10 protein-coding genes and 1 tRNA gene are annotated in these 11,545 nt (G+C 53.0%); 9 read left to right on the forward strand and 2 right to left on the reverse strand.

Annotated elements, in window-relative coordinates; genetic code table 11:
* Positions 1-181 precede the first annotated feature (181 nt).
* The 6 genes from ACTQ1N_RS05240 (at position 182) to ACTQ1N_RS05265 (ending at position 6,817) form a co-directional block, all read left to right on the forward strand.
* Positions 182-538 carry an Asp23/Gls24 family envelope stress response protein gene (locus ACTQ1N_RS05240; protein WP_154525827.1) on the forward strand — a complete coding sequence of 119 codons (357 nt, stop codon included), beginning with the start codon at positions 182-184 and terminating at the stop codon, positions 536-538.
* A complete protein-coding gene (locus ACTQ1N_RS05245; RefSeq protein ID WP_441955323.1) occupies positions 510-2,279 on the forward strand; it encodes a DAK2 domain-containing protein in 1,770 nt (589 codons plus the stop codon). Before ACTQ1N_RS05240 ends, ACTQ1N_RS05245 begins: the two co-directional genes overlap by 29 nt.
* Before the next feature lie 110 nt (positions 2,280-2,389).
* Positions 2,390-4,483 (forward strand): ATP-dependent DNA helicase RecG, encoded by a 2,094-nt coding sequence (recG, locus tag ACTQ1N_RS05250; RefSeq protein ID WP_441955325.1) that lies wholly within the window; start codon positions 2,390-2,392, stop codon positions 4,481-4,483.
* A 162-nt stretch (positions 4,484-4,645) separates the two neighbouring features.
* Positions 4,646-5,188 (forward strand): DUF6465 family protein, encoded by a 543-nt coding sequence (locus ACTQ1N_RS05255; RefSeq protein ID WP_441955327.1) that lies wholly within the window; start codon positions 4,646-4,648, stop codon positions 5,186-5,188.
* A gap of 117 nt (positions 5,189-5,305) precedes the next feature.
* A complete protein-coding gene (locus ACTQ1N_RS05260) occupies positions 5,306-6,292 on the forward strand; it encodes a DMT family transporter (RefSeq protein WP_441955329.1) in 987 nt (328 codons plus the stop codon).
* A 15-nt stretch (positions 6,293-6,307) separates the two neighbouring features.
* Positions 6,308-6,817 (forward strand): GNAT family N-acetyltransferase, encoded by a 510-nt coding sequence (locus ACTQ1N_RS05265; RefSeq protein ID WP_441955331.1) that lies wholly within the window; start codon positions 6,308-6,310, stop codon positions 6,815-6,817.
* Positions 6,818-6,925: 108 nt separating this feature from the next.
* Here ACTQ1N_RS05265 and ACTQ1N_RS05270 read toward each other — a convergent pair.
* Both ACTQ1N_RS05270 and ACTQ1N_RS05275 read right to left on the reverse strand, forming a co-directional pair.
* A tRNA-Arg gene (locus tag ACTQ1N_RS05270) sits at positions 6,926-6,999 on the reverse strand.
* A gap of 60 nt (positions 7,000-7,059) precedes the next feature.
* Positions 7,060-7,305, reverse strand: a complete 246-nt coding sequence (locus ACTQ1N_RS05275; RefSeq protein WP_441955333.1) for an HPr family phosphocarrier protein — start codon at positions 7,303-7,305, stop codon at positions 7,060-7,062.
* A 376-nt stretch (positions 7,306-7,681) separates the two neighbouring features.
* Here ACTQ1N_RS05275 and ACTQ1N_RS05280 point away from each other — a divergent pair, with 376 nt between their 5' ends.
* The 3 genes from ACTQ1N_RS05280 (at position 7,682) to ACTQ1N_RS05290 (ending at position 11,435) form a co-directional block, all read left to right on the forward strand.
* Positions 7,682-8,209: an adenine phosphoribosyltransferase gene (locus ACTQ1N_RS05280; RefSeq protein WP_277067223.1), complete on the forward strand. Its 528-nt coding sequence runs from the start codon at positions 7,682-7,684 to the stop codon at positions 8,207-8,209.
* Between the two features lie 226 nt (positions 8,210-8,435).
* Positions 8,436-10,700 (forward strand): RelA/SpoT family protein, encoded by a 2,265-nt coding sequence (locus ACTQ1N_RS05285; RefSeq protein WP_441955533.1) that lies wholly within the window; start codon positions 8,436-8,438, stop codon positions 10,698-10,700.
* Between the two features lie 102 nt (positions 10,701-10,802).
* The gene (locus tag ACTQ1N_RS05290; RefSeq protein WP_441955336.1) at positions 10,803-11,435 is read left to right on the forward strand and encodes an MBL fold metallo-hydrolase; all 633 of its coding nucleotides are present in this window, start codon (positions 10,803-10,805) and stop codon (positions 11,433-11,435) included.
* Positions 11,436-11,545: the final 110 nt, after the last annotated feature.

An 11,545-nucleotide genomic window follows, 5' to 3' on the forward strand; every position in this document is an offset into this window, starting at 1 on the left:
CTAATTATATGCATCTCAGAACGGAATTGCATCTGAAATATTAAAAAAAGAAAGCTTTTTAAGTTGCAGTAGAATTTACTTCTGCACTGGAATTTACTTTTTCAATTCACGGAAATTAGATGTTTTCATTTATTGCTGATTCTGGTAGAATGACTGTGATTATAGAGTCTGGAGGTATCCTATGAGCGTTCGAATGGAAAACAAACTAGGATCGATCGTCATCGATACAAACGTCATCGCGACATATGCCGGCTCCGTTGCTGTGGAGTGCTTCGGAATCGTCGGTATGGCGAGCGTGAATATGAAGGATGGCCTGGTCAAGCTCCTCAACCGTGACAGCCTCGGGCATGGGATCAGCGTTCACGTGAACGAGAAAAAGATCACGCTCGATTTTCATGTGATCATTTCCTATGGGGTAGGAATCCACGCGGTTGCGGATAACCTTATCAGCAATGTCAAGTACAAGCTGGAGTCGTTCACAGGCATGGAGGTTGAGCGGATCAACATCTATGTGGAAGGAGTCAGAGTCATCGACTGATAAGGAGCAGGGCATTCTGCCCTTCGGAGGGTATTTCACATTGAGTACGAATTCAATAGATGCGCAGCTGATGGCGAAGATGTTTCTTGCCGGAGCCAGAAATCTTGAATCAAAAAAAGAATGGATCAATGAACTGAACGTGTTTCCTGTCCCGGATGGAGATACCGGAACGAATATGTCCCTGACCATCAAGTCGGCGGCGGATGAAGTGAGAGGCCTGGAGAGCGTCACGCTGGAGACAGTCTCCAAGGCCATTTCCTCGGGTTCCCTGAGGGGGGCGAGAGGCAACTCGGGTGTCATTCTGTCCCAGCTGTTCCGCGGATGCAGCAAGGTATGGCGGAACGAGGAGGCGATCACGCCGAGAAACACGGCGGCTGCGTTCCAGAAGGCGGTTGAGACGGCGTACAAGGCTGTCATGAAACCGAAGGAGGGGACCATCCTCACGGTTGCGCGGGGCGGTGCGACCAGGGCCTGCGAGCTGGTTGAGGAGAATCCGGACATCGAGATCGGCGATCTTCTCAGTCAGACCATTTGTTATATGGATGAAGTTCTGAATCAGACGCCGGAGATGCTGCCGGTTCTGAAGGAAGCGGGGGTTGTGGACTCCGGCGGACAGGGACTTGTCCAGATTCTGAAGGGCTGCCTGAACGGCTTCCTCGGAATCGAGGAGGAAGAGGAGAAGGAAGAGGTCCGCAGGTTCAATTACAGGGTAGAGTATATCCTGAACTGCTCGAAGCATATCTCAAAGGAAGAACGGCTGAAGTTTGTCGGTTTCCTGGAATCCATCGGTGCAGATGTTGCCGCGGAGCGCTGTGATCAGGGACTGAAGGTCTATCTGAATACAGATGATCCCGGGGCCGCGCTGACGAAGGCAACAGAGTACGGCACGATGTCGCGGATCCATGTCATCAACAATATTGACCGGCCGGTTTATCCGCTCCATCTGTTTGATGAAAAGGAGCTGGAGGAGGCACTGAAGAATCCGGAGGAGGATTCAGAGCCGGAGACAGCATCGCAGCCAGACGAAAAAGGAAGTTCTCCTGAGAAAGCCGCTGCGGGTGAGGCGGCGCCTGCTCCACATAAGGATGTCGGTTTTGTTGCCGTCTCCATCGGAGAAGGGCTTGGCGGCATTTTCCGTGATCTCGGAGTGGACTGCCTGATCGAAGGCGGGCAGACGATGAATCCGTCCACGGAGGATGTGATGAATGCTGTGGCAAAGGTAAACGCTGACACGGTTTTTATCCTGCCGAACAACAAGAACATCATTCTGGCGGCACAGCAGGCTCAGAATCTGATCCATGACAAGAAGATCATCGTGATTCCGACAAAGACCATCCCGCAGGGAATCACGGCGATGATTGATTACATGCCGGACAAGACACCTGCGGAAAACGAGACCGCGATGAGAGAAGAGATTCTTGCGGTCAAGACGGTTGAACTGACCTATGCAGTCCGGGATACCCGGATTGGCGACAATGTCATCCACAGCGGAGATATTATGGGCGTGGGGGATCATGGCATCATCGCAGTCGGGAAGGAAGTCGATGATACGGCGGTCGAGTCCCTGAAGAAGATGGTCGACAGCGACTCTGAGCTTATTTCCGTTTACTATGGAAAAGAGATGTCGGAGGAGAAGGCGCAGGCGCTGGGGGAGAAGCTCAGTGAGGCGTTTCCGGACTGTGACGTCGAGGTCAATGCAGGCGGTCAGCCGATCTACTACTACATTATTTCTGTGGAGTAAAGACTTAGAGAGCGTGCCCGGAGGCACCAGAAGATCGTTTTTCCAGGGAAGACACAGGCGAAAGGCCTGTGTCTTCTTTTTGAAGGGGACGAAGACAGGAGCGTGAGCATATGCAGGAGACATCGCCCATCACAAGGATCAAAGGAATCGGACCGAAGAGTGCCGCTGTTTATGAGAAGGCAGGCATCCGTACGGTCGGCGATCTCATCCGGTACTATCCCAGGGCATATGATGAAATGAAGAACCCGGTGGAGCTTTCCGCTCTCTCTGCCGGAGACGACGGGACAGTTGTAGCTGTAGAAGGACACGTGGAGGCGGCCTTGTCCGTCCGCTATCTCCGGAACTTCAGGATTGTGACAGGAAAAATCCGTTCGCACGGAGATACGCTGGACGTCACCTGGTTCAACATGCCGTTCATGAGAAGCCAGGTGCATCCCGGGACAACCTATATCTTCCGGGGACAGATCAAAGCGAAAGGGCGCAGCTTTTATCTTCTTCAGCCGAAGGTCTATGATTTGTGCGATTATGCGCTGCTGCAGAAGAGTCTGCAGCCGGTCTATCCGCTGACGGCCGGTCTGTCGGAACATTCACTTCGCAAGGCACTTCGACAGGTGCTTCTTGGAGAAGATCCGCTTGATTTTTCAATGGATCCGCTTCCGGAGTGGATCAGGGAAAGGTACAGTCTGCCTCCTGTTCGGGAAACCATCCGGGCCATTCATTTTCCGCAGAGTAAGGATCAGCTTCAGGACGCCAGACATCGTCTGGTTTTTGAGGAATTCTTCAATTTCATTCTGCTGCTGAAACAGCTGCGGGAGCGAAGGACGGCGCAGACACACAGTTATATGCTTCCGAAAACTCAGAAGACGGATACGGTGATCCGGTCGCTTCCCTATCAGCTCACAGCATCCCAGAAGAAGGTCTGGGAGGTCATTTCGGAGGAGCTTTCTCAAAAGAAGGTGATGGCCAGACTTGTCCAGGGGGATGTGGGCTGCGGAAAGACCATCATCGCATTCCTGGCGCTGGTCCAGACAGCGGCTGCGGGGATGCAGGGGGCCATGATGGCTCCGACAGAGGTTCTTGCGCGGCAGCATTATGACGGCTTTGTGAAGCTGGTGCAGCAGGCCGGGCTGCCGATCAGGGCGGTTCTGCTGACTGGCTCCCTGAAGGCGAGGGAAAAACGGGAAGCCTGCGGGCTGATTGAGAGCGGAGAAGCGCAGGTTGTTGTCGGAACGCATGCCCTGATCCAGGAGAACGTCCAGTTCCGGAATCTGGCGCTTGTTGTGACGGACGAGCAGCATCGGTTTGGTGTCGGTCAGAGGGAGGCATTGTCCGGAAAAGCGGAAGAGATGCCGCATGCCATCGTCATGAGCGCAACTCCGATCCCGCGGACGCTCGCGGTGATTCTGTATGGGGACCTCGATATTTCGGTCATCAGCGAGCGTCCTTCCGAGCGGCTTCCGGTGAAAAATGCGGTTGTCGACCCGTCTTACCGGCCGAAGGCATATGCCTTCATTGCGTCACAGGTGAAGGAGGGCCACCAGGCGTATGTGATCTGCCCGATGGTGGAGGAATCCGGGAGTGGAGAGATAGAGGCGGAGAATGTCATTGATTATACAGACACGCTCCGGGCGGCACTTTCACGATACCTGCCTGATATCCGGGTAGAGTATCTGCATGGAAGAATGAAGAATGAGGAGAAAAATGCTGTCATGCAGCGGTTCCTCGACGGAGAGATCCAGGTCCTTGTCTCAACCACCGTTGTGGAGGTCGGCGTGAATGTACCGAATGCGACCGTCATGATGATCGAAAACTGTGAACGGTTCGGGCTGGCGCAGCTGCATCAGCTCCGGGGACGGGTCGGCAGAGGAAAAGATCAGTCTTACTGTATCCTGATGCATCACAGTGAAAGCGATGCTGTGAGGAAGAGGCTGCAGATTCTCAAGGATTCCAATGATGGATTTGAAATTGCCAGGAAGGACCTGGAACTCAGGGGACCCGGGGAACTATTCGGCCTGAAACAGAGCGGGGAGCTTTCGTTTCTTCTTGCAGATGTGTATCAGGATGCCGGGATCATGCAGGAGGCCTCTGAGGCAGCGGGAGAAATTCTGACGCAGGATCCGGCGCTGGAGCGCGAGGAAAACCGCCTGATCCGCAGAGAGCTGCAGAAGCAGGCGGAAGCGGGAAAGGCCCACATGACGCTCTGAGGGGACTCGTTTATACCAGAAATTGCTGTAAAATGGGCGATTCCAGGCTTATTTTGTAGGAAGCAGGCTTGAACTTGCTTCAGTTTCGTTGTATGATGCCGATTGTGAACGCATGACAATGAACAGCTTCATTGTATTTTATGTTTCAGGAGGAGTACAGTTATGAGAAATGTTCAGAAAAAGTCATCCGCTTCCAAGGCTGTAAAAGCAGCAGAGAGCAGGACTGCTGCAGAGAAGACAGCCAGGGCATCAGAGGTACAGACAGCAGAGGTGAAGGAAGCGGCGGGCGATAAGACTGCAGCGAAGGTTGTTGAAAAGCCGGCACTTGCAAAGGCTGAGAAGGCAGCAGAGAATGTGAAAAAGGCAGCTGAGGAGACGAAGACAGCTGTTGCTTCTGCTGTGAAGAAGGCAGCTGAGGAGACAAAGGCTGCAGCAGAGACTGCGGTTAAGAAGGCAGAGAAGAAGACAGCTGCAGTGAAAAAGGCGGCAGAGAAGGCGGCAGCTCCGGAGGAGTCCGTTTCCGTACAGTATGCCGGAAAGGACATCCTGGTCAGTGACCTGATGGATCAGGCAAAGAAGGACTGGACGGAGAAGTTCGGGAGAAAGGCAGCCGAGCTGAAGAAGGTCAGCCTGTACGTCAACACAGATGACAATACAGCCTACTATGTGTTGAACGATGATGTGAAGGGACAGATTGCACTTTAATCTGCAGCCGATGGATGTCGCAGAGAAGGGCCGCGGGAAATCCCGCGGCTTTTTTTGTGAAGGCGGCCGCTCATCATCGAGTACGGAACACAAGATGACCGCGGAGACTGGATATTTATGGAACGGGCAAGATTGCAAAAGGCAGAATACAAGGCAGCAGGGGATCAGAGAAAGAGAGCAGAGAAAGGGCTTGCGGGCGCGGTTCTTGCCACAGGCGGCGGAATCTGCTGGGGACTGAGCGGTTCGATGGGGCAGTATCTCTTTCGCTATCAGGGAATGGACAGCCGCTGGCTGGTTCCATACAGACTGGGGCTTGCCGGCATCATTCTGTTTGTGTACTGCCTGATCCGGCACCGGGACAAGCTGTTTGAGGTCTTTGCGGCTGCTCAGGATGTGTGGCAGATCCTGACTTACGCGGCAGGGGTCTGTATCTGCCAGTATCTGTATTTCCAGACGATTCAGTGGTCAAGTGCCGCGGCAGCCACGATTCTTCAGGATCTTTCGCCGATCTTCATCCTTGCCTGGGCCTGCCTCACAGCCAGACGAAAACCGAAACCGCGGGAAACGGTGGCCATTGTCCTGGCACTGGCCGGCGTCCTTCTCATCACGACACATGGCCGGCTGGACTCAGTACCGGTATCGCCGAGGGCTGTCATGACCGGCGTCGGCTGTGCACTGATGGTCACCCTTTATAATGAAGTGCCGAAGTCCTTTATGGACAGGTATCCGATTGCGGTACTCCAGACGTGGGCATTTCTGATTGGAGGAGCATCCTTTTTTGTCCTTTTCCGCCCATGGACCTTCCATTATACACCTGCTCCGGCAGGCGTTTTTGGAATTGCATTTGTCGTTTTGGTCGGCAATGTTCTCGCATTTACCTTTTACATGACGGGAGTGTCCATGATCGGGCCGGACAAAGCGATCCTGTACGGCTTCTCGGAACCGGTTACGGCGGCTGTCATTACCTATACCATCTTCGGAGGCCGGTTTACCATATACGATGCAGTCGGATTCGCGGCAGTATTTGCGATGCTGATTCTCATATCGACAGGCGGCAGAAAGAAATCTGACTTCAGAAACGAAACAGCTGCGGAGAGTGCGTAACGAAAGGCAGACTTTATGACTCACATTACAATCAGGACAGCGATGGAGGAGGACGCTGCCTCCATTGTGGACATTATGGAGACGGTCGCGGAGAATCTCGAGGACCCGGAAACCTATGTGACAGATGACGAGGAGTTTGTCCGCCGGCATATCAAAGATCAGGGCTTTACGGAGCTTGCAGACTGTGACGGCGGAACGGTTGGCTTTCTGATTGTACATATCCCGGGGGATGGACCGGAGAACCTTGGAAGAGATGCAGGTCTTCCGGACAGAGAACTTCCGTTCACGGCACATATGGAATCAGCTGCCGTCCTGCCAGCGTACAGAGGACATGGCATCCAGCGGATGCTGATGATGGAAGCGGAGAAGGAACTGAGGAGAAGAGGATTCCACTATGCGGTCGGAACGGTCTCCCCGAAAAATCCGTACAGCATGGAGAACTGCCTGAAGCTCGGATATCTTACGGCAGCCGTGAGAAACAAATACGGCTCTCTGCTGAGAAACATTGTGGTAAAGAGACTGTAGGCAGAAAAGATTCCCCGGAGCAGGCTGTCAATGGGTGCTGCTCCGGGGAATAAAAAAACATACAACAAAAAAAGAGACATCTGTGTGATAACAGACGTCTCTTTACAACGTGCGCGACAGGATTCGAACCCGCGACCTTCTGGTCCGTAGCCAGACGCTCTATCCAGCTGAGCTACGCACACATTTCGTGACAACAGAATGTATACTACTGCTGGAAGCGCTGATTGTCAAGCACTTTTTTGTCAGCTGATCAGTTCGACAATTGCATGTACAGCTTCCGCCTCATCTTCACCATCGGCCGTGACCTGAAGCTGCGGTGCATTCTGGCTCGCGAGAGCCATAACACCCATAATACTCTTTGCATTCACATGCTTGTCATTCACTTCGAATGTGATCACGCTCTTAAACGCACATGCCGTCTGAACAATCTGCGGAATGATTTCCCCGATCCCGTCTTCACGAGTTTTGCTGATTTTCTGACTAACCATGTAACACACCCCTTTGCCTGTTCTTGCCTCTGCCGGATACCCGGCAATGTTTTTGATGAAGCCTTTCAAAATACTAACATAAGAAATTAGGAGCGTCAATTATAGAACTGCTCAAATAAAAAGGCGCTGTTTAAACATTTATGGAAAGTTTGTATAAACAGATGTGCATTCTGAAAACGAAAGCTAATTAAAGATTAAATTAAGAATGCGTTTGAAAAGACAGGAAATCAGAGCGTTGGACCATCCTTGCAAGGAAGATATTCGAATGATATACTGAACTCCGTGTTTATCTGTCTGATGGCTGTGAGGAGAAATCGGCCTTCGGGCGGCAGACATTACTGGAAAAACTATGGCAGGCAGTGGAGGGGCTGTTCTCATGAAGAAAGTCGAAGATTACGTAAGAACCATACCGGATTTCCCGAAAAAGGGAATCATGTTTCGTGATATCACATCCGTTCTGCAGGACGCAGACGGTCTTCATCTGGCGATTGACGAGATGCAGAAGCTGTGCGGCGATCCTGATGAGTACGATGTCGTGGTCGGGCTGGAATCGAGAGGGTTTCTCTTCGGGATGCCGATTGCCTATAACCAGCACAAGCCATTTGTTCTGGTCCGCAAGAAAGGGAAGCTGCCATGCGAGACGATCGAGCAGACATACGATCTGGAGTACGGTGAGGCAACCATCGAGATCCATAAGGATGCAATCAAGCCGGGACAGCGCGTTGTGATCGTGGATGACCTGATTGCGACAGGCGGCACCGTGGCCGCTGCGATCAAGCTGATCGAGCGGCTTGGCGGAAAGGTCGACCGGTGTGTATTTTTGATGGAGCTTGCCGGCCTGAACGGCAGAAAGAATCTTGAGGGATACGATGTAGAGTCCGTGATCCGCTATGCAGGTGCCTGAGGTGCCTGACAGGTTTCAGGACGCGGAGAGCAGGGAATACAGACATCGGTGATGGCGGGTGAAGAAGCCTGAGGTGTATATGGCGGAAGAAAAGATGAAAGTTGCAGTTCCGGGAAAGATGCCGGAAGGACAGAAAGAGAAGGTCGTGGTCCCGCTGGGGCTTGGTGACCGGAAGATGACACAGCCTTCGGGCATTTCTGCGCCTTCAGAGAACGACAATGACCGGATGCTGATCCGCCAGGCGGATGCCAGACCGAAGACGATGGAGGACTTTACCAGTCCGGACGATCTGTACAGAGAACTGATCGCAAGCATCCGCAAATACCATCCCTCTGATGATATCACACTGGTGGAAAAGGCGTTCCGCGTGGCGGATGAGGCGCACAGAAACCAGAAGCGGAAGTCGGGGGAGCCGTATATCATTCATCCGCTCTGCGTGGCCATCATCCTCGCTGATCTGGAACTGGACAAGGAGACGATCGCGGCCGGACTTCTGCATGACGTTGTGGAAGACACGATCATGACGCTCGACGAGCTCCGCAAGGAGTTTGGAGAGGAAGTCGCGCTTCTGGTCGATGGCGTCACAAAGCTGGGACAGCTGTCCTACTCGGCTGACAAACTGGAGATGCAGGCTGAGAACCTTCGGAAGATGTTTCTGGCAATGGCCAAGGATATCCGGGTCATCCTGATCAAACTGGCGGACCGCCTTCACAATATGCGGACGCTTCAGTACATGAAGCCCGAGAAGCAGAAGGAAAAAGCCAGGGAAACGCTGGATATCTACTCCCCGATTGCACAGCGCCTTGGTATCAGCAAGGTAAAGGTCGAGTTGGATGACCTGTCTCTGAAGTATCTGGAGCCGGATGTCTACTACGACCTGGTGGAGAAGGTGGCGCTGAAGCGTTCTGAGCGGCAGGCCTTCGTCAACGGAATCGTGAAGGATGTCTCGGCGAAGATGAAGGAAGCCGGCATCAAGGCGGAGGTGTACGGCCGCGCGAAGCATTTCTTTTCCATCTATAAGAAGATGGTGAATCAGAATAAAACCATCGACCAGATATATGACCTGTTTGCAGTCCGCATCATTGTGGACACTGTCCCGGACTGCTATGCGGCGCTCGGAATCATCCATGAGATGTACAAGCCGGTTCCTGGCCGGTTCAAGGACTACATCGCGATGCCGAAAGAGAATATGTACCAGTCGCTGCACACGACGCTGATCGCCCCGAACGGTTCTCCGTTTGAGATTCAGATTCGGACGGTTGAAATGCATCGTGTCGCTGAATATGGTATCGCGGCACACTGGAAATACAAGGAAGCCTCCGACGGCAGGAAGACCTCTCCGCAGCAGGAAGAGGAGAAGATGAACTGGCTGCGCCAGATTCTTGAATGGCAGCAGGAGTCGGACAACAAGGAATTTTTATCGCTGCTCAAGAGTGATCTGAATCTCTTCAATGAGAATGTCTACTGCTTCACACCCGCGGGGGACGTCAAGACGCTTCCAAATGGATCTACGCCCATCGATTTTGCCTACAGCATTCACTCTGCGGTTGGAAACCGGATGGTTGGTGCGAGAGTCAATGGCAAGCTGGTGACGATCGATTATGTGATTCAGAATGGAGACCGGATCGAGATCATCACGTCTGCCAACTCGAAGGGGCCGAGCCGCGACTGGCTTTCGATTGTAAAGAGCACGCAGGCAAAGAACAAGATCAATCAGTGGTTCAAGCAGGAACGCAAGGAAGACAATATCCAGCGCGGGAAAGAGGCACTCCAGAACTATTGCAGAGCGAAGGGGCTGAACTACTCCGAACTGACCAGGCCTGATTACACGGAGGCAGCGACTTCCAAGTACGGGTTCCGCGACTGGGATTCCGTCCTGGCGGCTGTCGGTCATGGCGGACTGAAGGAAGGACAGATTGTCAACAAGCTTCAGGAATGCTATTCAAAGGATCACAGCAATCAGGTGACAGATGCCGACATTCTGAGTGGCAGCAGCCAGAGGGAAGCCGGGAAGGTGACGCGGTCCAAAAGCGGGATCATTGTTCACGGGATTGACGATGTGTCAGTCAGGCTGTCAAAGTGCTGCAGCCCGGTTCCGGGAGACGAGATTGTCGGGTTCATCACGCGCGGGCGCGGTATTACAGTTCACCGTACAGACTGCGTCAATGTTGTCAACCTGCCGCAGTCTGAGCGGTCCAGGCTGATCAATGTCGAGTGGGCGGATGATGCAAGAACTGGAGACGGAAACAAACTGTATATGGCGGAAATCCGAATCTTCGCGCACAACCGGACAGGACTTCTGGTCGACATCACAAAGATTCTGACGGAGCGGAAGATCGACGTTCAGGGGGTTACCTCCCGGACAAACAGGCAGGGGCTTGCAACGATCACCTTTGAGTTTCAGGTTCCCGGAAAGGCAGCGCTCCGTGAACTCATTGAGAAGATCAGACAGGTGGATTCGGTGATTGACATCGAGCGCTCAACCGGCTGAGACAAGAGATCGAATGATGGCAGGAAAGAAGGGAAGGGGCGCCCGCAGATGCGGACGCTCTTTTTGCTGTTTCATGAGGCTGTGACAGGAGGAAGTGAACGGATGGCAGGATTGACTGTAGATTGTCTGGAGCTGGGGCAGCTTCCGACCAATACCTATCTGGTGATGAATACAGAGACAAAGGAATGTCTGATCATTGATCCGTCAGACGGCGTGGAGAACATCATTTCATGGCTTGACGATCATCAGGCAAAACCGGTTTCAATCTGGCTGACACATGGGCATGACGACCATATAGGGTCAGTAAGCGACCTCAAGCGGAAATACGGACTGTTCTGCTATGTGTCGAAGGAGGAAGAAGAGTTCTGCGAGTCCATCTATTACAATCTTTCTTCCATGTTCGGGCATCCGCGAACCATTGAGCCTGATCTGTTCTTCCTGGACGGACAGAAGATAAAGATTCTGGGGACAGAAGCGACCGTTCTGCTGACGCCGGGACACACGGTGGGAAGCGCCTGCTATTATTTTCCGCAGGAGAAGCTGCTGTTTTCAGGGGATACGCTGTTTGAAGAGTCTGTGGGACGGTCGGATTTTCCTGGAGGAAGCACGCTCTCACTGATCGCCTCCGTCAAGAGACTGATGACACTTCCGGACGATGTGACAGTTCTGCCCGGCCATGGAGGCAGAACCAGCATCGGACATGAGCGGAAGTACAACCCATACGTGAACAGGTAGAAAATGGATTGCGGGCAGATAAAGGCGGGATAAGGTTCCGCAGTGCAGGGCGTCGGGAGTATGAAGGCGGAGAAGCCCGATGGCAGGACAATGGAACCGGGGACTGGACA

Source organism: Porcincola sp. LCP21S3_C12 (assembly GCF_052118625.1).
Lineage (GTDB): Bacteria > Bacillota > Clostridia > Lachnospirales > Lachnospiraceae > Porcincola.

Excerpts from the sequence above, each read along its gene's own strand:
- ACTQ1N_RS05240 (WP_154525827.1), top strand. The coding sequence starts at position 182 with ATGAGCGTTCGAATGGAAAACAAACTAGGATCGATCGTCATCGATACA.
- ACTQ1N_RS05245 (WP_441955323.1), top strand. The coding sequence starts at position 510 with ATGTGGAAGGAGTCAGAGTCATCGACTGATAAGGAGCAGGGCATTCTG.
- recG (WP_441955325.1), top strand. The coding sequence starts at position 2,390 with ATGCAGGAGACATCGCCCATCACAAGGATCAAAGGAATCGGACCGAAG.
- ACTQ1N_RS05255 (WP_441955327.1), top strand. The coding sequence starts at position 4,646 with ATGAGAAATGTTCAGAAAAAGTCATCCGCTTCCAAGGCTGTAAAAGCA.
- ACTQ1N_RS05260 (WP_441955329.1), top strand. The coding sequence starts at position 5,306 with ATGGAACGGGCAAGATTGCAAAAGGCAGAATACAAGGCAGCAGGGGAT.
- ACTQ1N_RS05265 (WP_441955331.1), top strand. The coding sequence starts at position 6,308 with ATGACTCACATTACAATCAGGACAGCGATGGAGGAGGACGCTGCCTCC.
- ACTQ1N_RS05275 (WP_441955333.1), bottom strand. The coding sequence starts at position 7,305 with ATGGTTAGTCAGAAAATCAGCAAAACTCGTGAAGACGGGATCGGGGAA.
- ACTQ1N_RS05280 (WP_277067223.1), top strand. The coding sequence starts at position 7,682 with ATGAAGAAAGTCGAAGATTACGTAAGAACCATACCGGATTTCCCGAAA.
- ACTQ1N_RS05285 (WP_441955533.1), top strand. The coding sequence starts at position 8,436 with ATGCTGATCCGCCAGGCGGATGCCAGACCGAAGACGATGGAGGACTTT.
- ACTQ1N_RS05290 (WP_441955336.1), top strand. The coding sequence starts at position 10,803 with ATGGCAGGATTGACTGTAGATTGTCTGGAGCTGGGGCAGCTTCCGACC.